This is a genomic window from Chryseobacterium sp. RU33C (assembly GCF_900156015.1).
GTDB lineage: Bacteria > Bacteroidota > Bacteroidia > Flavobacteriales > Weeksellaceae > Chryseobacterium > Chryseobacterium candidae.
Genome location: NZ_FTMT01000005.1, coordinates 36,235 through 60,577, shown reverse-complemented (window position 1 = coordinate 60,577; position 24,343 = coordinate 36,235). Strand labels below are relative to the sequence as shown.

The following is a 24,343-nucleotide window of genomic DNA, read 5'->3' as shown; positions in this document are numbered from 1 at the left end:
AAATAATAAATAGAAAAACCGCTTAATTGCTTAAGCGGTTTATATATGTTGTTTTGCTTTGATATTACTTTTTCAGAATTCAGGTGAAAAAGCAATGACAATCAATTAATGATGATGTCCGTGATCGTGAAGGAAAGGTCCGTTTCCTTTAGGCTCGCTATAGATAACTTCTACACCTTCCTGCTCAGAAATAAGCTTTCTTCTGATATCTTCAGGGTCGAAAGGCTTTACTTTTCCGAAATACTCTTTCAAACCTTCAGTTAGCCACATTGGGATTACTAATCCGAAGAACATGAAAATACACCAGAATCCTACTAAGAACATAGTAATGAAGAATATAGTCCAAAGGAACTGGTAGAACGGCCAAAATGCTGATAATATCGTTATCATTCTCTTAAAGATTTTAGGCAAAAATAGAACTTTTTTCCTTTTTACACAAAAGATCAGCGTTCTATTTTGTTATTTATTTTAATTTTAAACTAATTAGTGGGCAAGATCTGCGAAGAAATCGTTGCCTTTATCATCGGTAATGATGAATGCAGGGAAGTCTTTTACTTCAATTTTTCTTACGGCTTCCATTCCTAATTCAGGGAAGTCTACAACATCTACAGATACAATATTGTCTTTGGCAAGGATAGCGGCCGGCCCTCCGATAGATCCAAGATAGAAACCTCCGTATTTTCCGCAGGCATTGGTAACATCTTTACTTCTGTTTCCTTTTGCCAGCATGATCATACTTCCGCCATGGCTTTGGAATTCGTCTACGTAAACATCCATTCTTCCGGCAGTAGTAGGTCCGAAACTTCCTGAAGCCATTCCTTCCGGAGTTTTTGCAGGCCCTGCGTAATAAATTGGGTGGTTTTTGAAATATTCCGGCATTGGTTTCCCGCTGTCGATAATTTCTTTAATTTTTGCGTGAGCGATATCTCTTGCTACGATTAATGTTCCGTTCAGTTTTAATCTTGTTTTGATCGGATATTTGGAAAGTTCAGCAAGAATTTCCGGCATTGGCTTGTTAAGGTTAATTTCAACAGCTTCTTCCAGGTGTGGAGGAGTATCAGGTAAGAATCTTTTCGGATTCTGTTCCAATTGCTCAAGGAAAATCCCTTCTTTTGTGATTTTCCCTTTGATATTTCTGTCTGCAGAACAAGAAACTCCCATTCCTACAGGACAGGATGCTGCGTGTCTTGGAAGTCTGATTACTCTTACGTCATGCGTAAGATATTTTCCTCCAAACTGTGCTCCGATGGCACTTTCCTGGCAGATTTTCTGAACTTTTGCTTCCCATTCAAGGTCTCTGAAAGCCTGTCCGGCTTCATTTCCTTCTGTAGGAAGATTGTCATAATATTTTGCTGATGCTTTTTTAACAGCTGCAAGATTGGCTTCTGCTGAAGTTCCTCCGATTACCAATGCTAAGTGGTAAGGCGGGCATGCAGCCGTACCAAGGTCTGAAATCTTTTCTTTGATGAATTCTTCAAGAGATTTTTCGTTCAGTAAAGATTTTGTCTTTTGATACAAAAATGTTTTGTTGGCAGAACCTCCACCTTTTGTTAAGAATAAAAATTCGTAGTAATCTCCTTTTTTAGCATAGATATCAATCTGTGCAGGAAGGTTAGATCCTGAATTTTTCTCATCAAACATCGTCAAAGGAACCACCTGGGAATATCTTAGGTTTCTTTTCTGATAGGTATTGAAGATCCCCTTACTTAGATATTCACCATCATCTACTCCTGTATAAACATTTTCTCCTTTTTTTCCCATTACAATAGCTGTACCTGTATCCTGACATGAAGGAAGAGCTCCCTCTACAGCTACTGCAGCATTCTGCAAAAGGTTATAGGCAACAAATCTGTCATTATCGGTAGCCTCAGGATCATCAATGATTCTTCTAAGGCTTTCCAGGTGTGAAGAACGAAGCATGAAAGAAACATCTGCCATCGCTTCTTCAGCCAATAACTCCAACCCTTTCGGATCAATTGTTAAAATTTCTCTGTCACCCAGTTTATCCACCTTTACATAGTCTGATGTAAGTTTTTTGTACACCGTATCATCTTTCTGAATAGGATACGGATCCTGATATCTAAAATCCATTCAATTTTTTTGTTTGTGCAAAATTAAGAATTATACTACTAAGAATCATTTTAGATTAGAACTTCTTTATTGCTGTTTTAATATCTTTAATATAGTCAGGCTTTAAATTGTACGACATTCCAAAGATACTTTCAGAGTAGATAATTTTTCCTGTTTTTGCTTCTACTATATTTAAAAATTTCCCGTTATTCATTCTCACATAACGGAAATAATAAATATCTTCATTATTCAAAATCTTTTCACTCAATGCATTGTCATCTATGTATTCATATTTAAATTCATATTTTGAAAATAAATCTGCCTTATCCTCTTCGCTCCGCTCCTTATCCTCAAGTTTATATAGATTGGGATTAAATTTGATTCCAATATAATTGGGCACATATAAAGTTGCTGTTTGAAGTTTTTTTAATTCAGGAGTTTTAAAAACATCGTACACACTACTCGCCGCTTTATCACTGATCCCTTTTTGAACAGATTGAAAATAATTTTTCAAAAACCCTGGTTTAAAATTAAAAAATATGTCTTCAGACTGTGCCAATTTAGAGGTTTCTTTAATTGAATTAGCGTATGATGACTGTACTAATTCCCCTTTTTGAAACAAATAAAATCCCCCTACATACTGTCTATACTTTTCAAATAAATCATAGTCCTCCTTCTTTTTGCTTTTGCTTAAAAATTTCTCAATTTCTTTCGTTTTTTCTTTCATATCGAATGTAAAAAAAGAAAAATAAGTATAGATAGATGTTGAGATATTTTTCTCCACTATCTTCCCATCCACCGTTGCAAATGAGTATTTATCACTCATGAAATCGGTAAGATCAGCTTCTCCGTAGAGAAATACTTTGTAAGGTGTGATCGTCCAGGTATCTTTTAAAATCTTTTCATAAACAGATTTATCATAAACAGGGGGGAAAACAAAAATCGTTTCAGAATTCAGGAATTGTGTAAAGTTTTTAGTTTCTACTTTACCCTTGTGATCTGTTACAGAGCTTCCTATTGCGACTTGCGCATTAAAAAAGATTGAGTAAACTAAAAATAGTAAACAAAGAAAATTTTTCATGTTATATAGTTTTTATTATGAAGTACCTCCATACTATTCCCTGCAAAAAATTTAGGATTTAAAATTTCTTACCTTTTGGGAAAATCCAAAAATACAATAAAAAACCATTATGAATACAGATATATTACCCATTTTAAGAACATGAGTAATATCAGTCTTCATTATTAATATTTATAATGGTTATAAATTGCATGATCCTGAGTTTATAAGTATCTTTATAGAAGCCAAATAAAATCAAACCGTTTTTTATTTCATTAAAGATTAATAATGTCAACAATTTTTAAGGCTTTAAAAATAAAAGATCATACAAATTTCAACCACTATGAATTACAGAATAGAAAAAGACACCATGGGAGAAGTGCAGGTACCTGCAGATAAATTTTGGGGAGCACAGACGGAACGTTCAAGAAACAATTTCAAAATAGGACCTGAAGGTTCAATGCCGCACGAAATCATTGAAGCATTTGCTTATCTGAAGAAGGCAGCAGCTTATGCCAACACGGATCTTGGAGTGCTTCCTGTGGAAAAAAGAGATATGATCGCGAAAGTATGTGATGAAATTCTGGAGGGAAAACTTAACGACCAATTTCCTTTGGTGATCTGGCAGACGGGCTCCGGAACACAGTCGAACATGAATGTAAATGAAGTTATTTCCAACAGAGCCCATGTCAATAATGGCGGAACATTAGGTGAAAAATCTGAAATTCATCCGAATGATGATGTGAATAAATCCCAGTCTTCGAACGATACTTATCCTACTGCCATGCATATTGCTGCATATACCAAAGTGGTGGAAGTAACCATTCCGGCTGTTGAAAAACTAAAAAATACACTGGCTGAAAAGTCGAAAGCCTTCAAAGATGTGGTAAAAATCGGTAGAACCCATTTGATGGATGCTACTCCGCTTACTCTTGGACAGGAATTTTCGGGTTATGCAGCTCAATTGGAATTCGGATTGAGAGCTTTAAAAAATACATTGCCTCATCTTTCTGAACTGGCTTTAGGAGGAACTGCTGTAGGAACAGGTTTGAATACTCCTAAAGGCTATGATGTAAAAGTAGCGGAATATATCGCCCAATTTACAAAACATCCTTTCATTACCGCAGAAAATAAATTTGAAGCTCTTGCTGCACATGATGCCATTGTTGAATCTCACGGAGCGTTAAAGCAGCTTGCTGTTTCTTTATACAAAATTGCTCAGGATATAAGATTACTGGCATCAGGTCCACGTTCCGGAATCGGGGAAATTCATATCCCAGAGAATGAGCCGGGATCTTCCATTATGCCCGGAAAAGTAAATCCGACACAGAATGAGGCTATGACGATGGTTTGTGCCCAGGTTTTAGGAAACGATACTACCATTTCATTTGCGGGGACTCAGGGAAACTATGAGCTGAATGTTTTCAAACCGGTAATGGCGTACAATTTCCTACAGTCTGCCCAATTGATTGCCGATGCATGCATTTCTTTCAACGATCATTGTGCAGTAGGTATTGAACCGAATCATGAGAGAATTAAAGAACTGGTAGACAAATCTTTAATGCTTGTAACGGCTTTAAATACCCATATCGGATATGAAAATGCAGCTAAAATTGCAAAAACGGCCCATAAAAACGGGACAACATTAAAAGAAGAGGCTATTAATCTTGGTTTGTTAACTGCAGAACAGTTTGACGAATGGGTAAAACCTGAAGATATGGTAGGAAGCTTAAAATAATGATTCTATAACTGATACAATGCAAAAACTCCGGGAGCCTTTCCCGGAGTTTTTCATTTTGCTGTAAAAATCTATTTAATCTAATCCAATAGCCAGCCCGAATATCAGCGCTTTATCATTTTTGAAATAACTGTCTTTAAAGAAGTTGCTGAAATCTTTTTTCACAAACAGACTGAAGCTGTTGTATGAAAACGTAATCTGCGCTCCATAGACAAAAGGATTTACCTGATAATTTCCGCGGTCTCTTGTTTCGCCATCATTTCCTTTTACAATATTATTGGTGGACATTTTTACACCACCGTAAACATTCGCTCCCACCTTAAATCCGGTATAATAACTGCGGTATTGGATATCCATTCCGGCATTTTTAAGTTGAGAAAAATTATACTGCACTCCAAGAGGAACCATGATATATCCTGTTCTCAGCTTGCTTTTCTCAAGGTTTCCATTGTATTGTCCCAAAGCAACTCCCTGATCTGCACTTCTTGTAAACAACATATTATTATCTGCTCTTACCGTTCTCCATGAAAACCCTAATCCGGAAACAATGGCCCATGGGCTTGTTCTGCTGAGCTGGTAGTTCAGTTTCAGTCCAAATTCCAGATTATTGGCGTATCCTATATTTTTATCGAGTTCATTATCCGGTGAGCTGTTTGTTAAAGTCATAATTCCGTAAGAGAAATATCCTGTAAAGCTTCTGCTGGGACGGAATTTTTTAAGCAATTTTTCTTTAAGCTCTTCTTTGGAAGTCACATCTGTGTTCAGGAGAGAATATCTTACCTGCTTCTGAATAACATCATCCAGATCGAATCCCAGCTCTTCAATTCTCTTATCCATTTTTTCGGAATAACGATCTGCGATCTTAGCTTTTTCTCTGTCAAAATCTGCTTTATCCAGGTTTTTCGCCCGTAGAACCAACAGTTCATCTTCCATCAGTTTTTTCTCTTCCTGAATAATGGTATTGATTTTTGCTGCATATTCTTCTACTTTTTCTTTTACAATGGGGCTTACCTCTGTATCTTTTTTAGAAGACAGATTAATATTGAAGGTCTTTTGTGCATAAAATGATGCTGAAAAAGAACATAGTAATCCCATTACGATTAATTTCTTGATCATAATATTAATTTTTAAATTTTTACGGATACATTATCTGGCATTCAGATCAATAGTAGTTGCCACATTACTTCCATCTTTTGTTTTTTCAATGACATCTTTATGCTCTACTGAGAAAAGAAGCGTGGATGGGTCTACATATTTTTTCTTTTTAACCGGAGTTTTTAAAGAATCGGCCTTTGCCATAAGTTTAGGATTGGAAATCTGGGTGATATCCAATTTCTTCAAAGGAAGAGTTTCTTTAGGAATAGGTTGAGTCTGACCGATTGCCACCGGAGAAATCACTTCTTGTTTATCCTGGGAAAGTGTTTGTTTTCCTTCCTTTTTATTATTCTGAACTGCCAAAGGAACAATATTCTGAGCGGGAACTTTTATTATTTCTTCTGTTGTATTTTCTCCTGTTTCTTTTACAATTACCGGGCTGGTTTCTGAAGGTTGATTAAGAAAAAAAAGAGCGCTTCCCAAACTGAATGTCAAAATCAGACAAACCGCTATTAAAAGCCAGTTCATTTTTGATCCGGAATGTGGATTATTGTTATTCTGAAGCTCAATTTCGGACCACAGATCGCGTGATGGAGTGATCTCTCTTTCCTCAATCTTCTTTTTGATCTGAAATTCAATAGTATCTTTAGACGTTTTCATTTTTCACTTTTTTTTGTTGTTGAAAATAGATCTTTCTTAATTTTTCTTTTGCTCTGAAGAGCTGTGTCTTGCTCACTGCAATTGAAATCTGCAAAGTATCCGCAATTTCCTGATGAGAATATCCTTCCAGCACATAGAGGTTAAAAACCATTCTGTAGGCATCAGGCAGCTGATCCAAAAGATCCTGCGCATTAAAATCACAATCAATCTCTGTATCATATACGTCTTCATGAAAAGACGGGTTGATCTCGTCCAGATAGAAAACTGTTTTATGACTTTTGATAAAGTTCAGGCATTCATTCACAACAATTTTTCTTGCCCAGCTATCCAGATTTGATTCTCCTCTGAAGCTTTCTATATGTTTAAAAATTTTACAGAATGCTTTTATGAGACAATCTTCCGCCTGATACAAATCGCTCACATAGCTTTTGCTTACACTCAGAAATTTCCTGACATTCTGTTCATAGAAAATCTTCTGTGCAGCCGGATCCTGTTTCTTCAGGAGGCTCAATAAATCATTCTTTTTATTACCGAACAAAAGTTTCATGCTTATATTGTTTCTATACTAAAGACAATCAAAACAAAAAAAGGTTACAAGTTTTGAAAAAAATTTTCGTTGAAGTATTTAATTAAAGAAAAAGCTGTCTTAGAATGAGACAGCCTTACATTTTATCCTGAAAATTCATCAAGCATATTTCTGGTAGGAACAAAGAAAAGCGTTCCTGTCACTGCTGTACTGAAATCTAAAATTCTGTCATAATTTCCCGGAGGATCACCAATAAACATATGGGTCAACATTTTTTTTGTTGTTGCAAATGTACTTGAATAGGCAATAAAATAGGTCCCGAACTCATTTGTAGAGGGATTTCCGAAAGGCATGTTATCTCTGACTATTTTCAGTTCTTCACCATTTTCACCCTCGATATTCGCCAATGCAATATGCGAATTTGATGGTTTTACAGCATCAGACATTTCAATATCATTTTCCTTTGATCTTCCGATTACCTTTTCCTGATCTTCTGTGGAAAGACTTTTCCAGGCATCCATCTTGTGAAGGTATTTCTGAACGAAAAGATAACTTCCTCCTATATATTGAGGGTCTTCATCTCCTATTTTTCCAAAATAATCACGGTCGTCTCCATGCGGATTTTCCGTTCCGTCTACAAAACCAAGAATGGAACGTGCATCCCAATATTTGAATCCGTGAACCTCCAGAATACTTTCTGCCACTGAGCTTAATAATTGGGAGATCTCAACAGCCATATCAAAAATCAGGCTTCTATTATCCGCTCTCAGGTGAAAATGAAGGTCTCCGGGAGTGGAAACAGCCGTATGTTTTATCCCTTTTATTTCTTCAAAATTCACTAATTCCTTTGGTGGAGGGGTTGGAAGTTCCAGTTTTTTCCATGCTTCTGCACCAATTCCCATGACACAGCTTGCCCTGCTGTCCGGAAAACGGTTAAACACTGAATTATTAAGATTTAAAACCAAAGCGCATAGTTCCTGAAAAACGCCTTTCAGCTGCGGGCTGTCATTAAGTTTCCAGACCATGAAAATGGTATTGCTGTTAGGATAATCTGTTACATTCTGTGATTCTATCGTATTCATACCTGTTTTTTTGTGGTATTAAATATCCGAAACTGCCACCTGATCTGCAAAATACTGTTCCAGATCTTTCAATGTTTCCGGATTGGTCTGAATATCTTTTACCACAAGCCCTTTGTTCACCACCACGATTCTGTTGCAGACTTCTGTGGTATGGGAAAGATCATGGCTGGAAATAAGAAAAGTAACACCATCCTGTTTTGATAATTCCTTGATCAGGTTTTTAAGTTTGATCTGGGTAGACGGATCGAGGTTGGCAAAGGGTTCATCAAGAATAATAATCTCAGGATTTCCAATAATAGCTCCCACAATCCCTACTTTTTTCTGATTCCCTTTTGAAAGATCGCGGACATATTTCCCGGATTTCAGGATTTCACCATTGAAAAAATCATGGAAAGGCTTCAGGAATTCATCTACAGAAGACTTGTTCTGGCCTCTCAGCTCTCCGACGAAGTAAAAATATTCTTCCGGTGTAAGGTAGCCAATAAGAAAGGTGTCGTCTACAAAGGCTGAGACTTTATTTTTCCAGGCTTCGGATTCATTGACTTTAATTCCATCAATGCTTACAAATCCTGTGGTAGCCTGAATCAGATCCAGCATGAGGCTGAAAAGCGTTGTTTTTCCTGCTCCGTTATTTCCTACGAGACCAAATGTTTCCCCATTGGGAATTTCAAGGTGTTCAATATTAAGAACGGTTGCTGTTCCGTATGTTTTGGATAAATTTTGTATGTTGATCATGGCTTAACTTATATTTTTAAATGCATCCAGTGTGCTGTATTTTTCTTTTTTGTAAAGTTTTACGATAATATCGAAGATTTTCTCTCTCAGGAAAAATCCTATAATCCCGATAATGGCAATACTGATTACTCCTCCGGTAATTCCCCACATATATTTTGTTAAGGCAAACACGCCCATCGGAAGAAGCATTTTAGGAATCAGCAGAAGCATGGCGATCATATTGAAGCTTCCTTTCTGTCCCAATCTTTTTTCTTTTGTATTAAGATCAATCTGAGTTTTATTGAAGGCTCCGGACCACAAGGTAAATTGAGAATTCACCCCTATATTGTATAATCCTGCTGCAAAAAATGTAACGTAGACTTCCCACCCGAAATAGGCATAACAAACAGCTATAATCACAGAAGCTCCTGTTACAATATTCATCAGCCACCATTTTGCTTTCAGATATTCTTTGTAGGGAACATTCAGGGTCATCATCAACGGATAATAGGAACTGTCAAAAGCAGGAACTCTCTGGCCAAAAAGAAACTGAAAGCCTCCTGTTACAAAAAGCCCCATAAACATCATCATTGCCGGTGTTTTGTACATTGAAGAAGTAAACATCAGCAATCCGTAGAACAGAAACATAAAGCTGCCCAGCAAAATTCCTTTGGGTACTTTATTGCGTCTCAACATTTTAATATCATTATTGATGAATGTCCCGATAACGCCGTATTTATTCAGGAAGGCAATGTTTTCTGTTTTCCCGACTGTTTTCTTCGCTTCAAGCCCCTGATCCAGATAAAACTCATTACGAAGGTAACGGAAACAGATCCACCATAGTATCACGAACAAAACAACAGGGATCAGTACAAAGTATGGCTTTTCATAGAAACTAAAGAAAACCGACTCAGAATATGATAAAACCGGAACGATATTGTAATATGCCAAAGCTCCTATGCCAAGAAAACATACTCCTATCATCACTGCCAGGGTTTCTTTACCGTTGAAAATAATGTTGATAAAATTATTCAGGTATAACAATGAAATCACTCCTGTAAGCCATAATAACACTCCCAAAATACTATATCCATTGAACACAGCAATCAGTGAAAATGTAATAAAGAATAACGAACTCAGCCAGCTGAATGCGGAAAGAAAAGTTTTGGCCAGCATATAATTGACCAAGGTACTCTTCCGGATATTCATCGTTAGAAATGGTTTAATGTTCTGTGTGGGAATTTCCTGCCAGAGATATTTAAGGACAAGGTCTATAATCCAGGCGGCGATCATGAATTTTGAAACTACTTGTAAAGGATTTTGATGCATTTCCTCCTGAATGTAGAAAAAGGCAATAAACGCTCCCCCAACAAGGCATCCTATAAAGTAGAGAATTCCTATGAAACGGAGAATCTTCATGGTCAGATTGATCCCTAAAGATGTACCACGAAAAAAGCTTTTGATTTCAAGCCTAAGGAACTTTAGAAACATATGTTAGTTTTTTACATTAGTCAATATAATGCAAAATATGTTACAGATTTAATCGGAAGTAAAATAAATTTTCATAAAAGATAAAGATATCTTATGTTTTTTGTACTATCAATATAGGAGAACAAAACTTTCACAATAGATTTTTACATTCATAAAGAGCTGTTTATTTTATAAAAATAGAAAGAGCAACCGTTATAGTTACTCTTTCTCTGAATATTTAATGGAGATTTCCTTTTATAATTTCCATGGATATTGCGTGCCAACATATCTGAAACATTGCCGGACTGGTGGAAGCATATATTTCAGACAACTGATCCATACCGTTCCATTTGCCTGTTTCCTTAAACTCTTCATCATTATATTTTAAAATTAGAGTATTGGTTTCCAATACTCTAATTTATTACCAATATATCTGAAACATTACCTAGCTTTACCATTTCCAAAAATCTTAACCAAAATTGGTGAAAGACCTGCTGAAACTACTAAGAATAGACCAAAATTAGATAGTTTTAACTTTTCTGGATATACAAACATCATAGCTATCCACAAAACCATAATAAATACAGTTATATATCCATATATTCTTGCAGGTTTTGTTTTATACCAGTTAAATTCATCAATTTTTTTGTTATTTTGTTTATTGTGTGTATTTATTAATTTTAAGATATCATCCTTTATTTTTTGATATTCTAAATTTTTATTATGAAAGAGACTTAATTTTATCTTTTTATTAATAAAACTAAGTGTAATAGTTCCAACATAATTTGTTTCATTAAAACTATAATATTGTAAATCTGATAAGAAGTAATAATTATCATTAATGAATATTTTATTTTCTGTAATGTAAAAATCAATTCTTTTTTGCAAACTCTTTCGACAAACAATATAAACTAATACTATACCAACTAAAAAGGCTATTGCAGGATAAATAGTTTTCGCAATATAAACATAAGTAAGTATTGCTAATAAATTAGGTACAATAACTAAGAGTAATACGAAAAAAACTACTCTAGTTCTTAAAATTATTTTAATCTTTCTTTGATTATTCATAATTAATTTACAATGTGTGTATTCCAAAATATTGACCCTCTTCCAAATTCGCTATCCAATTTGTCACCAATACCAAATGTATAATCTGCTATTCCATAAATTGCTATTCCCGTAAGAACAGCTGGTGCTCCAAAAACTGTAGCTGCCAATGTTCCTGCTAATAAAGCAGTATTTACAACTGTATGAGCAGTCCATTCATTATTATAGTATTCAGAGAAAGTAACTCCAACCGTTAAAGCTGTTCCTATTGCACCTGCTCTACCTACAACTTTAGAAAATTTGGACAATCCTTTTATTTTATCAAGATATTTTAAACCTCCCGGCAGTTTACTTTGTCCACTAATAGCGGCCGAAATCAGCCCTACTCCACCATTAAGATGTTTTTCAGCATCTTTAAAAAAATCTTCAGTCTGGTAACGCATCAAATCACGACTATAGCCATCAATATTATTTGTAAAGCCCATAAGCCCATCTCCAACAAGCTTCATCATATGCGCAATCATTTCCTGAGCTGTATTAGCATCTCCTAAAGCTCCTCCTGTCCACCAGCTCATAAAGCCGTTATTAACTTTAAGCGAAAAGTCTCCTCCATTTTTAAAAGAAGCCATCAGATCTGCATACGCTCTCGTATCCCCAAAAGCAAGATAATTGCCACCAGCTCCGCCTTCTCCAGGATTTCGCCCCATAAACTGAGTCATCCTCATTTGAGACTGAGCCATATCTCTGAAAGGATTAGAGTTTCCGGAAGTGTCGATATGCCCATTGGCATCCATCCATCTCCCATCAGGATCACGCATTGAAATTGGGTTGTTGGCTACATAGGCAAAAGGACTGGTGGAAGCATATATTTCAGACAACTGATCCATACCGTTCCATCGTCCTAAATCAGGCATATACTGTCTCCAGCCGTAATCGAACATTCCGGTTTCCTGAAGCTCTTTGCCGTTGTATTTGTAGCTGTAAAAGCTCCCAAAGTTAGAAGTACTGAACGAATTTGAAATATGGTTCTGCCCAAAAGGATAATAGTTATTGGTATCGATAATTCAGGAGCGCCTTCGCTGTTTTTAGCAAAACTTACCCTGGCATTCCCAAGGTGGTCTTTTTACCAACATATCTGAAACACCTTGTATGATCTTCAATATTTTAAATAGCCTATTTTCTCTTTTATTCTGTTCTGGCTATCCGCAATATCATTTAAATTGAGATTTTAATTCTTATTTTTAAAATTAGAGTATTGATTTTCAATACTCTAATTTATTACCAACATGTTTGGAACAGTACCTTTTTATTTATTGATATCGCGCCATAATATTCCTAATATTTCAGTCTCTTTGTCATTGATAAATATGGTAAAATCCTTTTTGTTATAATCAAAGTTGCTAATAATTACTTTTTTACTATTAAATTGATTAAGATTATTTAATAACTCATCATAACCTTGAATTTTTAGACTTTCATTTACCGTATTATTGATTTCGTTTCTTACTGTATATATAGAATTTGCCTTATTTTTATCAATAAGAATATATTCAAGTTTATCTATGGATTTTAAATAATTATATATGGTTGTATATAAATAATTATCACTTTGCTTTTTAAATAAATTTAATATTTTTTGAAAATTGCTTGTTTCCATTTATTTTACGAGTATTGGTGTTCCTCCTATTACTATTCCAGGAATCAATATTTCCCGTTCATATTTGCTAGTATAAGCATTAAAGATAAATAAATCCATAATCCAAGTTTCTGATGCTTTATAATTTTCAGATTATAAAACCACTGCAAAAAACAGTGGTTTTAATATATTTATGGAACACGAGCGATACGCTCGCGCCAGTTTAGGGAATAATTCTCTATACTTTATAACTCTTCTTTTACATCTTCTATATAAATACCATTTTTGTTCTCTTGCAAGTATTTTTCTAAAAATATTTTTCCTTCTTTTTCAGAACCTAATATAGCAATATATCTCATGCAGGCTATAGCAATAAATGAAGACATATCTTCAGTTTTCAATGATAATATTGGATAAGTAGCTTCAAAAAAAGTCGTTAAAGTTTCTTTATTTTCAAAAAACAAAGGATCACAATAAAAAATGTCAATAAATGAATATATTACAAACCCATCCTCTTTTTTTATAAAATCAGATATATTATGCAAATAAAAAGAAACTATTTTTCTGCGTATAAAAAATGATAATTCATCCTGATTATATCCAAACAACTGATAAATCTTGATATAATCTAAAACTAATAATGGTAATTCCTTTTTTGTTGTATTAGCATAATTTTCATATTCAATTTTAAAAATTTCAAGATTGGAATTGTAATATTTTCTATATTGCTCACTGATACTAACCAAATCATCATCAGTCTTTTTTAATAATTCTTTTAACATATTTATTTTTATTATTTGTATCTTATTGGTATAGGAGGTCCCATTAATCTAATATTGAAAATATTAACATTAGATCCATAAAATCCATAATTTGTTCCTCCAAGTTCAACTTTCTTTATAGGTAAACCTAACTTTTCGGAATAGGCTCCAGTTACCCCTGGACCGTGTGGTAAAGAGATAGAGTTAAGAAGATTGGTTGTACCCGGTTGCATGGTGTATTGGACTATCAAATCATATTTATCTTTTTTGCTAAAACCGTTTAATGCTCTTTCTGCATACTCCAAGCGATCTGTAACAAATGGACCTTCTCCTCTATAATTTCCACTTTGGTCGCTTTTCTGTTGTAAAAAACCTCCAGTACTTAGATATTCTTTAGTAGACATTGCTCTATAAAAATATTCAAATTCTGGCTCTGATTCATCAGCCGTTGTTGTAACAGGAATATCAATAGCACCCGTAATCGGTTTAGAATTTGCAGAAAAACCACTGTCTCCATTAAGCATTAAAGGTAAACTCCATAAACCCAATCTTGCATAGCCAGCTATTTCAGCTACAGTTGAGCCAAATTCTACTGGCGGAGCGAGACCTTCAAATGTAGCAACTCCCACAGAAAGGACACCAACAGCTGCCTTTTTACTTTTACCAAACAGCCTTTCAAGGAAATTACCTATACGCTTAAAAATAGTAGGTTTATGTCCTTGCGCTTGTCCACCAGCTCCGCCTTCTCCAGGATTTCGCCCCATAAACTGAGTCATCCTCATCTGAGACTGAGCCATATCTCTGAAAGGATTTGCATTTCCTGAAGTGTCGATATGTCCATTATCATCCATCCATCTGCCGTCTACATCAAACCGTGAAACCGGGTTATTGGCTACATACGCATATGTGCTTGTAGAAGTATAGGCTTCTGCCAGCTGATCCATACCGTTCCATTTGCCTGTTTCCGGCATATACTGCCGCCAGCCGTAATCCAGCCAGCCTGTTTCTTTTTGTAATTCTTTCCCATTATACTTATAATTATAGGCAGGATTTCCCGCCAATACATTATACCCTTCATGCTTCATCCCAAAGGGATAGTAGTTGTTTTCTTCAAGAACTTCTGCTCTGCCGCTGGAATTGTAACTAATATTTCTAAAATTAGAGTATTGGTTTTCAATACTCTAATTTATCACCAACATGTTTGAAACATTACCCTGTTTTCACAGTGGCTTATTTTATAACACGAGCGAGAACGCTAACACTAGCTTACAGTTTGTTGCTTATGTATTTAATTATTTTTTACAAACTCGTATTTTAGCATTTCATCAGGATCACCTTCCCATATAAAAATATTCCAAGGTGGGTTATTTCCATTGATGCCTTGCCCTGAGATATAAAATAAAATTTCCCCTTTTGTTCCCTCGGGTAGATTATATTTCATAGTAATTCCATTGTCTATATTATCAATAATACCACTTTCTACATTTTCTGTAAACTGCCACGTTCCTTCAGCATTTAATTCTCTATTTTTATTTTTTGGAAAACTACTGATTTTATAATGATCAACCCCTTTCAAAATACAAGTTCCATTTTTATTTAATTTGATATATGCATTATCAGATGACTTCCAAGTGCCTATAAAATCTGATTGTTTTGGCTTAGTTTCACCACAACTATATAACATAATTGTTAATAGTGTAATTAATAAATATTTTAATTTTGTTTTCATTTTAGATATAATACTTCTGTCCAGTGAAATGATTGAGTAGTTTTAGACCCCCAACCTGTTTTAAATTTTTCATTAATAAGTTTCCCCGCTGTCTGTTGCCAAATTGGAAGATAACCAAGCACAGGAGGGCGGGACGCAGATTGCATTGTAGAAGAATTTTCAACATGAAATGAAACAACTACACTCTTATTATATGCTGCTGCCGTGTATTCTAAGTTATATGATCCTAAATATGTTACTGCTAAATTCCCTGTTAACCCGCCTGTTAATAACGTTGAATAATCTTTAAGATAAAGCCCAACTCCTTTAATACCTCCTAGCTTATAAGAATTTGACCCCTCTAAACTACTTTGATTTAAAGCCATTTTAGATAGGATAATATCCCTAGTGGCTTGTACATGATTATGTTGTCTTAGCATTTCTGTCATTAAGTCTCCATTAGTAAAATCTCGATGTCTTGGACCTGTTCCTGAAAGCCACTCTACACCTAATTGCCAAGGAGTTATTTCTTTATTTGAAGGAAAATTTTCACGCCTTAATTTCAGCATGTTCAATTGTCCTATTCCAGTGACATTTGGGTCTGAATCTTCATAGTCTGTCCACCATCTTAGTGTTCCTCCGATATTAGACATTCCTCCGGTTCCTCCATTAAAAAAGGCAGTCATTAAATCTGTATATGCCTGTGTATTTCCAAAAGCAAGATAACCACCACCGCCGCCTTCTCCTGAATGTCGCCCTAGAAATTCATTCATCCTCATTCGAGACTGAGCCATATCTCTGAAAGGATTAGAGTTTCCGGAAGTGTCGATATGCCCATTGGCATCCATCCATCTGCCATCAGGATCACGCATTGAAACTGGGTTGTTGGCTACATAGGCAAAAGGACTGGTGGAAGCATATATTTCAGACAACTGATCCATACCGTTCCATTTGCCTGTTTCCTTAAACTCTTCATCATTATATTTTAAAATTAGAGTATTGGAAACCAATACCCTAATTTATTACCAACTTGTTTGGAACATTATCTAATTAATATACTTTTGACAATGGAATAAAACTTAAGACAAAGAACGTGATAATTCCTACAATAATTCCTAAACTAATCCAAGCATGTTTATATCTTATTTTTTTAGGCTCTCTATCAAATTCATCAAAGTATTTTAAATATTTATTATTCTTAAACAGTAATCTCTCGTTAATAATCCAAGGCATAACTAACAGCCCTATTACAAATATCCATTTATAGGGACTTCCTGGCTCCCAAAAGATTTGTATTAACGATTTCCCTAATATTGCCTGAAAAATATTAAATAATCCATATTCTATAAGAATTATTAAACCTCCCATTTGAATACCTGAAATAGTTATATTTTGTCCATATACACGGTTGTTTATTGCATTTTCACTAGCTAGTCTTATTTCTTCTGGTGAACTATTTTTCTTTTTGAGCGTATTTGCTATAAAAGGAATTTTATAAATCAAATCAAAAATTAGTGTAATAGGATAAGTTATTATTTGGGAAGCTTTAACTTCGAATAAATAAATAAAGTAGTGAATATAGTTCCAAGTTTTTTCCATAAATTATTATTCTTCATTAAAAATTTTGTTTGTTATTTTATAGGATCAGGTTTGTTTAAAATACCGCTAGCCCATTGTTCTGCATAATCTCCTCCATATACTCCTCCTAGTATTCCACCCACAATTCCACCAATAGCCCCTCCAATTGCTGCTCCAGGTATTGCTCCAACTCCTTCAAACCAAACTCCTATCAGAGCTCCCAATTCTCCGCCAGCTAATGTTCCTGCTTTCCCCCCTAGCCAAGCACCTGCCATTCCTCCTGCTACGTTAGCTGTTGCTACCTGAGCTCTAATACCAAACTTTCCACCATCTTTATACATCCCGTATCCTATTTGTGCAGCACTGATCCCATATCCTACATAACCAGCTCTTTTGGAATATTTCCCAAGCATTGTAGTGGTTCGCACATAATCACTTCTAAGTCCTATCAACGATCCTCTGGCTCTTCCTGCATAGGTTGTACTTCTCATTTGTCCAAGATTATCTATCCAATATCCACTATTATACAGAGCTGTTCTTCGATCAGCAAGATATTTAAATCCTCCTCCAGCAGTACTTGCTCCCCAATCTGCCCAGTTTTTATAGGCATCTAATGGAATGTCCTTAAATTTAGCGTTATACCCTATGCCGAGATCTATATCTCCATGTATATCTGTTCCACTATAAGAGGTTAAAGTAGGTGTTCCCTTCCACCAAGTTAAATTACCATCTCCAATGCTAAGTTCGGAGAAGTTTCCTCTATTTACAAAATAATTGAATATGGAACCGGCATCTGTTCCAGTAAAAGTGTAACCACCACCTGCACCTTCTCCTGGATTTTGTCCCATGAATTGAGTCATCCTCATCTGAGACTGAGCCATATCTCTGAAAGGATTTGCATTTCCGGAAGTGTCGATATGCCCATTGGCATCCATCCATCTGCCGTCTACATCAAACTGTGAAACCGGGTTATTGGCAACATAAGCATAGGGACTGGTAGAAAGGTAGCTTTCTGCCAGCTGGTCTATCCCGTTCCATCTTCCCAAATCCGGCATATACTGTCGCCAGCCATAATCCAGCCAGCCGGTTTCTTTTTGTAATTCTTTCCCGTTATACTTATAATTGTAGGCAGGATTGCCAGCCAAAACATTATACCCTTCATGCTTCATCCCAAAGGGATAGTAATTGTTTTCTTCAAGAACTTCTGCGCTGCCGCTGGCATTTTTAAAATAGCTAAGGCGTATATTTCCTAAATGGTCTATATATGATAAATATTCTGTTTTTTACCAACACTTCTGAAATACTTTGTATGATCTTCGATATTTTAGATAGCCTATTTTCTCCTTTCTTCTATTCTGGCTATCCACAATATCATTTTAAATTGAGATTTTCATTCTTATTTTAAAATTAGAGTATCGAAAATCAATACCCTAATTCATTACCAAAATGTTTGAAAAATTACCGTTTATTTAAAATTAGAGTGTTGATTTTCAACACTCTAATTTAATATTGATGCATTTGAAATATTATAATTATTTCATTAAATCAAATTCGTTATTATCAATTTCTCTATCTAAATATCCAATAACTTTATCCATATTTTCACTCAAATAGAACATTCCATAATATTTTTCTCCTAACAAGGTCACAAATCTTAATTTATTTCCATGATAATTTTCTAAGTTTAAGATCAGAGTGCCCATTTCATCGGATAACTTATCATTTCCTGTTCGGATAGCACTATATTGTCTGATCTTATAGACTCCAATTAGATTTTCTTTTTCAAAATGATTACTATCGCTTATCTTAATTTTATAGTTTTCAAAAGTTTCTAAAAGCTTCCTTTTCTCTTTAATTAAATTAAAAATTTTTTCTTCAATTAACATAATTTTGAGGTTTTTATTTTTATCTAGGTAAAACATATTCAACTTTTGCTCCATATACTACACCTGGAACCAACCATTCCGCTTCTTGTGGATTATACGGATTAGGGAGTACTGAACCGACTTTAAATTGTTTAGAAATAATAATTCCTGGAATTCCATTTTTATACATTGCTACACCTGTAGCAAAATCTCTAGCAGACTCTTTACTTGTACTCCAACTTGTCCAAATACTTAAATTATCTCCTCCGGCGTGTGCTTCCATGTCATTATGTGGCCCCCATGTAGTAGCAACTTGTCTGAATCCATTTGGTATAGCAATACCTTGTAATGCTTCAAAATACATAGAACCTTTGGCTTTCGAAGAAATTCCTCTATACAATGTAATCATTTGATCTGGTTCTGATTCATCAGCTGTTGTAGTAACAGGAATATCAGTAGCGCCTGTAAGAGGTATATTATAACCACTAGCATGTGAACTATCTCCATTAAGCATTAAAGGTAAACTCCATAAACCCAATCTTGCATAGCCAGCTATTTCAGCTACAGTTGAGCCAAATTCTACTGGCGGAGCGAGACCTTCAAATGTAGCAACTCCCACAGAAAGGACACCAACAGCTGCCTTTTTACTTTTACCAAACAGCCTTTCAAGGAAATTACCTATACGCTTAAAAATAGTAGGTTTATGTCCTTGCGCTTGTCCACCAGCTCCGCCTTCTCCAGGATTTCGCCCCATAAACTGAGTCATCCTCATCTGAGACTGAGCCATATCTCTGAAAGGATTTGCATTTCCTGAAGTGTCGATATGCCCATTAGCATCCATCCACCTTCCGTCTACATCAAATTGTGAAACCGGGTTGTTCGCAACATAAGCATAGGGACTGGTAGAAAGGTAGCTTTCTGCCAGCTGGTCTATCCCGTTCCATCTACCCAAATCCGGCATAAATTCTCTCCAGCCATAGCTGTACATACCTGTTTCCTGAAGTTCTTTGACGTTATACTTGTAGCTGTAGAAACTTCCGAAACCAGAATTGCTGAACGAATTTGAAATATGATTCAGCCCAAAAGGATAGTAGTTGTAGGTATCTATAATTTCAGGAATGCCTTCGCTGTTTTTTGCAAAGGTTCAAATTAAGACATTGAATTTCAATGTCTTAATTTGAAGTTTACTGATAGCTAAAATGCATTTTTTAATGTGCCTACGTAAAGACTTAAAATAAGTAATCCAAAAAATGAAATGATAGCGTAGCTTATTACTAGAATGTCAGCTATTATTTTTATTGTTTTACTAAAGTCTTCCACTTTTTCTTTAATTTCTTCATAGGAAGTAAATTTCCAATACCTCAACCCTACTAATAAAATAATAGGAAGACAATAAATTATTATAACATATTTATTTAAAGGCATAGTGTTTATATTATAATAATGCTGTAAAAAAATTAATATAGATATTAAATTGAATGAAAGCAAGGTACAAACCACTATTATTCCTGAAGCTTTATGAGTACCATCTTTTTCAAAGTGATGGTAAAAATTAGTTATCTGATAGTATAAATAATCAATGAATATCATATATAAGTTTTAGTAGCCCATGGCTGCGTTAAATTTTCTTTGTTCTTCTTCTCTTACACCGTCATTATAATATTTATTCACGGCTCCTTCTATATGTTGCCCTATATCTTTTCCAGTTATCAATGCTGTAATTCCATTGGCTAGAAAATATGTTCCTGCTATAGCCTGTCCCCATCCTGTTGGAGATACTGCCAATACAGACATTACTAGATCTAATGAATTAGAAGTGGTTACCCCATTTTGATGTATATCAGCTAATGCTAAACCTGCACCAATTCCTCCTAAAACCCTCCCCGCAACTTTAGCTCTTTGAGACCATTTCAAAGCCATGTCAACATTCAATTGTCTAAAAGGAAGCTTTATAGAAAGAATTTTTTGCCCCAAAATACTTTTTTCAAAATATAATGACATCGTTGCATATGCAGGTGGTTTTCCATACACTGAAGCTTGTTTATATCCTGCTTCTACGAGCTTGCTAAATGTAAAACCTAATCCAGCAATCTTTCTAAGAGTTTGAGAGCTATTATATAATTCAGAGTCAGCAAAAGGATTTTTTAGCTTCAACATCCCAAAAGCACCTATTCCTGTTACAGTAGGATCAGGATCTTCATAATCTGTCCACCATCTTAAGACACCATCCTTATTGCTAACACCTGCTGTTCCTCCATTAAAAAAGGCAGTCATTAAGTCTGTATATGCCTGTGTATTTCCAAAAGCAAGATAACCACCAGCGCCACCTTCTCCAGGGTTTCGCCCCATAAACTGGGTCATCCTCATCTGAGACTGAGCCATATCTCTGAAAGGATTTGCATTTCCTGAAGTGTCGATATGCCCATTAGCATCCATCCATCTGCCATCAGGATCACGCATTGAAATTGGGTTGTTGGCTACATACGCAAAAGGACTGGTGGAAGCATACATTTCAGACAACTGATCCATACCGTTCCATCGTCCTAAATCAGGCATATACTGTCTCCAGCCGTAATCGAACATTCCGGTTTCCTGAAGCTCTTTGCCGTTGTATTTGTAGCTGTAAAAGCTCCCAAAGTTAGAAGTACTGAACGAATTTGAAATATGGTTCAGCCCAAAAGGATAATAGTTATTGGTATCGATAATTTCAGGAACACCTGCGCTGTTTTTGGCAAAGGTTACCCTGGCATTTCCAAGATGATCTCTGTACTGGTAAATATAGCGGTTTTCCGTGAAACTGTAAAAGCCTGCTGCAGTAGCTACAAAATCCAGCTTCCACTCAGGAGTAAGCCCCGGATCAAAAATATTTTTATAGGCCTGTACTTCATACGCGCTTTCTGTTTTGCATTCAAGACAGATTCCTCCTCCTTCTGTGTAGCTGTACTGGAAGCCGTCCAGATAGTCTGTAATACGGGTAGTAGTTGATCCTCTTGGGGGTGCACTGGAGTAGGTTTTGCGGAGCCTGGTTCCGTCTGCCCGGTAAAGATAGCTTATCGAATTATTTGAGATCTGTCCAAACGGATTTTTTTGCTGAATAGCCAACTGATTCGTCAGATTCAGATAATTGTAGGTAATAGACTGGATTCCTTTATCCAGCATATCCTTCATATTTCCATTCTGATCGTAGGAAATAGTATTATTACCTCCTTCATATCCTGTATCGTTCAATGCATTTTCAGTCACTTTGGTTAAACGGTTTCCGGTATAATTGTAGATCAGGTCATCTACCTGAGCAGATGTTGTGCCTCCGCTTGCAGGGAAAGCATTTCTCTTCAGGGTTTTAATATTTCCATTCAGATCATAGGTCACGTATTCATTATAATTATTATTAAAAGGAACAGTGGCATTGGGTTCAGAATAGACCGCATCCTTTAGCCTGCCAAGGCCGTCATAGGCATAATTATATCTTTTCAGCACATCCTCGGAAGCGTTTTTCCAGTCTACTTCTGTAATCATTCCTGAGAATTTCCCCGGGGCTACATTGGGGTTTACCGGATTGGTATATTTCATCGCATACCCGAACAGCTTTCCGTTCAGGTTGGAAGGGTCATTAATCTTTGTTAGCCACCCTCTGATATTGTAAGTATAATCAACGCTTTGTAATGGCTGTGCCGGATTGGTTCCGCCCAGTTTCCTGTTTTTCAGCTGTGAAAGTTCATTATACTCATTCTGTACAAGAATTTCTTCAGGGTTATTATCTACTTTATGTTTATGCACCAATAGCCTGTTTTGGTGGTCATAGGTGAAAGTCTGTGTAATTACTTTTTCGGGATCTGCTGCCAGCCTTTTGTGATACGCTTTGCTCTGCTTGGTAACGCCTGCAAAATCAAGCAATGATTCTGTTTTGGTATATCCACCTAAATGATTAATGGAATAAGTTCCAATTACCCTTCCTTTAACATCGTAGTAGTTATAGTTTTTTGTCCAGTTATCATCTTCAATATTTTTCACAAAACCCATCACCGGAAGTCCTTTGCTGCTTTTACCGTTAACAGGAGTATCTTTTAAAACGGCAGCCCCCTGGATCGTCTGGGGAAAAGCAGGATTAAAGCTGTAAGCAGGATAGGTGTCATAATAATTCACGGATAATAATGCGACCCATTTGGAAGCATGAGGATAAGTAGCGGCAGGATCATAAAAGACATCCATTCCCTGCCTGTTGAAGACCACCGAACTGCTTATTTTCACATTATTGTTGGTAATTCCGTCAGCCAGTCCCTGCTCCGTATTTCTTTCTCCCCCGGTAGCTGTTCCGGTAAAAGCCACTCTTCCCAACTGATCATATTTTACATACATCCACTGTCCTTTTTCCTTAAGATTGGCATCCTGCGAAGCTACCAGCCTGTTCTGGTTATCATAGACCATGTATTCCCAGCCTTTTCCGGGAAGCTTTTTCTCTGCCAGCCTGTTTCTGCTGTCATACTTATACTGATAACATATATTATCTACTGCTGCGGAATTCAAAGCTGCGGACGATGCCAATGGCGGGATAACATAGGCAAGCTGCTTGTAATCATTGTATACGTAATAGGTATCTGCATTTTGGCCAGCGTCCACTATTTTCCTTGAAAGCACGGTCTGCCCGGAGCCGTCTTTAAATTCAACCACTTTATGACCATCTTCATCGGTAACGGTATTTTTTACGAGCTGACCGGCAGCATATTCTGCGACGGTATACTGTAATTCATTTCTGTAGAGTTTTCCCGCAGTATCCCAACCTGCTGTTACCTGGTAATTTTTTACATGATCAGCAGCTGTATTGAGATCATAACCCAAGAGTACAGCCTTTCCGTTCCAGTCGTTCCCCGTCATTTTCTGCTGTAAAACCCTCTGTAACGGAGAGTTTTCAAGAACAGTCTCAGTATAGATCTTTTCTCCGGAATAGATATTCGTTACATCAGCCACCGGATAAGGGGTCATCCCCTGAGTCTGGGAGTACATCCCTCCGTTAGATGTAGAGCTTTGGGGAACAGGGAGGTAACTTCTGGTCTTCCTTCCCTGGTCATCATAGACAATGGGAGTTACGATATCCCTTCCTAAAGGGGTTGCTTTCACATTCACGATCTGTCTGGGTCTTCCCAGAAGGTCAAAATACTGTACTGTTTGTGTGTTTTTGCTACAGTCTTCATTCATACAGTCTGTAGCCGATATAAAGTTTTCTGTTGTCGTTGTCTGGGCGTTTGAGAAGCCTAAGGACAAGAAACCGAATATAAGTGTTAGCTTTTTCATCTTAATTAAGATATTAGATGTTAAAAATTGGATGTACAAAT

General features: G+C 36.0%; 24 protein-coding genes. 1 reads left to right on the top strand and 23 read right to left on the bottom strand.

All coding sequences use genetic code 11. The annotated features are described in order from the left end of the window. Positions 1-105: 105 nt before the first annotated feature. The 3 genes from BW946_RS06395 to BW946_RS06385 form a co-directional block, all read right to left on the bottom strand. Complete coding sequence (locus BW946_RS06395) at positions 106-390, bottom strand: hypothetical protein (RefSeq protein WP_170872059.1); 285 nt, start codon at positions 388-390, stop codon at positions 106-108. 93 nt (positions 391-483) lie between these two features. Continuing rightward, entirely contained in the window at positions 484-2,091 is a 1,608-nt protein-coding gene (locus BW946_RS06390) for a fumarate hydratase (protein ID WP_076595373.1), read from the bottom strand. A 55-nt stretch (positions 2,092-2,146) separates the two neighbouring features. Continuing rightward, a complete protein-coding gene (locus tag BW946_RS06385; RefSeq protein WP_076595372.1) occupies positions 2,147-3,151 on the bottom strand; it encodes a hypothetical protein in 1,005 nt (334 codons plus the stop codon). Between the two features lie 322 nt (positions 3,152-3,473). On the opposite strand from BW946_RS06385, the gene fumC reads away from it, so the two are divergent. Further along, positions 3,474-4,868: a class II fumarate hydratase gene (gene fumC / locus BW946_RS06380; protein ID WP_076595371.1), complete on the top strand. Its 1,395-nt coding sequence runs from the start codon at positions 3,474-3,476 to the stop codon at positions 4,866-4,868. Positions 4,869-4,943: 75 nt separating this feature from the next. On the opposite strand, the gene BW946_RS06375 is transcribed toward fumC, so the two are convergent. From BW946_RS06375 to BW946_RS06285, 20 genes are all read right to left on the bottom strand, one after another. Further along, on the bottom strand, positions 4,944-5,984 hold the full coding sequence (locus BW946_RS06375) for a porin family protein (RefSeq protein ID WP_076595370.1): 1,041 nt from the start codon (positions 5,982-5,984) through the stop codon (positions 4,944-4,946). A 30-nt stretch (positions 5,985-6,014) separates the two neighbouring features. Further along, positions 6,015-6,623, bottom strand: coding sequence for a hypothetical protein (locus BW946_RS06370; protein ID WP_076595369.1), 609 nt, complete (start codon positions 6,621-6,623; stop codon positions 6,015-6,017). Beyond that, positions 6,610-7,170, bottom strand: a complete 561-nt coding sequence (locus BW946_RS06365) for an RNA polymerase sigma factor (protein WP_076595368.1) — start codon at positions 7,168-7,170, stop codon at positions 6,610-6,612. Before BW946_RS06365 ends, BW946_RS06370 begins: the two co-directional genes overlap by 14 nt. Before the next feature lie 122 nt (positions 7,171-7,292). Further along, positions 7,293-8,231 carry a Dyp-type peroxidase gene (locus tag BW946_RS06360; RefSeq protein ID WP_076595367.1) on the bottom strand — a complete coding sequence of 313 codons (939 nt, stop codon included), beginning with the start codon at positions 8,229-8,231 and terminating at the stop codon, positions 7,293-7,295. Between the two features lie 18 nt (positions 8,232-8,249). Beyond that, positions 8,250-8,966: an ABC transporter ATP-binding protein gene (locus BW946_RS06355; RefSeq protein WP_076595366.1), complete on the bottom strand. Its 717-nt coding sequence runs from the start codon at positions 8,964-8,966 to the stop codon at positions 8,250-8,252. A gap of 3 nt (positions 8,967-8,969) precedes the next feature. Next, complete coding sequence (locus tag BW946_RS06350; RefSeq protein ID WP_076595365.1) at positions 8,970-10,436, bottom strand: DUF5687 family protein; 1,467 nt, start codon at positions 10,434-10,436, stop codon at positions 8,970-8,972. A 217-nt stretch (positions 10,437-10,653) separates the two neighbouring features. Continuing rightward, positions 10,654-10,824, bottom strand: coding sequence for a hypothetical protein (locus tag BW946_RS21345; protein WP_170872058.1), 171 nt, complete (start codon positions 10,822-10,824; stop codon positions 10,654-10,656). Between the two features lie 32 nt (positions 10,825-10,856). Then, entirely contained in the window at positions 10,857-11,486 is a 630-nt protein-coding gene (locus BW946_RS06345; protein WP_076595364.1) for a hypothetical protein, read from the bottom strand. A gap of 2 nt (positions 11,487-11,488) precedes the next feature. Then, positions 11,489-12,526, bottom strand: a complete 1,038-nt coding sequence (locus tag BW946_RS06340) for an RHS repeat-associated core domain-containing protein (protein ID WP_139325976.1) — start codon at positions 12,524-12,526, stop codon at positions 11,489-11,491. 245 nt (positions 12,527-12,771) lie between these two features. After that, entirely contained in the window at positions 12,772-13,122 is a 351-nt protein-coding gene (locus tag BW946_RS06335; RefSeq protein ID WP_076595362.1) for a hypothetical protein, read from the bottom strand. A 224-nt stretch (positions 13,123-13,346) separates the two neighbouring features. Next, the gene (locus BW946_RS06330; protein WP_076595361.1) at positions 13,347-13,883 is read right to left on the bottom strand and encodes a hypothetical protein; all 537 of its coding nucleotides are present in this window, start codon (positions 13,881-13,883) and stop codon (positions 13,347-13,349) included. Between the two features lie 11 nt (positions 13,884-13,894). Further along, positions 13,895-14,947 carry an RHS repeat-associated core domain-containing protein gene (locus BW946_RS21845; protein ID WP_076595360.1) on the bottom strand — a complete coding sequence of 351 codons (1,053 nt, stop codon included), beginning with the start codon at positions 14,945-14,947 and terminating at the stop codon, positions 13,895-13,897. 203 nt (positions 14,948-15,150) lie between these two features. After that, on the bottom strand, positions 15,151-15,591 hold the full coding sequence (locus BW946_RS06320) for a hypothetical protein (protein WP_083688793.1): 441 nt from the start codon (positions 15,589-15,591) through the stop codon (positions 15,151-15,153). After that, positions 15,588-16,580 carry an RHS repeat-associated core domain-containing protein gene (locus tag BW946_RS06315; RefSeq protein WP_139325975.1) on the bottom strand — a complete coding sequence of 331 codons (993 nt, stop codon included), beginning with the start codon at positions 16,578-16,580 and terminating at the stop codon, positions 15,588-15,590. The genes BW946_RS06320 and BW946_RS06315 overlap by 4 nt, the downstream gene beginning before the upstream one ends. 40 nt (positions 16,581-16,620) lie before the next feature. Beyond that, positions 16,621-17,169: a hypothetical protein gene (locus BW946_RS06310; protein WP_076595357.1), complete on the bottom strand. Its 549-nt coding sequence runs from the start codon at positions 17,167-17,169 to the stop codon at positions 16,621-16,623. A gap of 32 nt (positions 17,170-17,201) precedes the next feature. Continuing rightward, the gene (locus BW946_RS21840; RefSeq protein ID WP_317043143.1) at positions 17,202-18,392 is read right to left on the bottom strand and encodes an RHS repeat-associated core domain-containing protein; all 1,191 of its coding nucleotides are present in this window, start codon (positions 18,390-18,392) and stop codon (positions 17,202-17,204) included. 288 nt (positions 18,393-18,680) lie between these two features. Continuing rightward, a complete protein-coding gene (locus tag BW946_RS06300; protein WP_076595355.1) occupies positions 18,681-19,034 on the bottom strand; it encodes an enoyl-CoA hydratase in 354 nt (117 codons plus the stop codon). Between the two features lie 19 nt (positions 19,035-19,053). Further along, on the bottom strand, positions 19,054-20,121 hold the full coding sequence (locus BW946_RS06295) for an RHS repeat-associated core domain-containing protein (protein ID WP_262484561.1): 1,068 nt from the start codon (positions 20,119-20,121) through the stop codon (positions 19,054-19,056). A gap of 86 nt (positions 20,122-20,207) precedes the next feature. Beyond that, positions 20,208-20,603 carry a hypothetical protein gene (locus BW946_RS21165; protein WP_139325973.1) on the bottom strand — a complete coding sequence of 132 codons (396 nt, stop codon included), beginning with the start codon at positions 20,601-20,603 and terminating at the stop codon, positions 20,208-20,210. 9 nt (positions 20,604-20,612) lie between these two features. Continuing rightward, complete coding sequence (locus BW946_RS06285) at positions 20,613-24,302, bottom strand: DUF6443 domain-containing protein (protein WP_083688791.1); 3,690 nt, start codon at positions 24,300-24,302, stop codon at positions 20,613-20,615. Between the last annotated feature and the right edge of the window lie 41 nt (positions 24,303-24,343).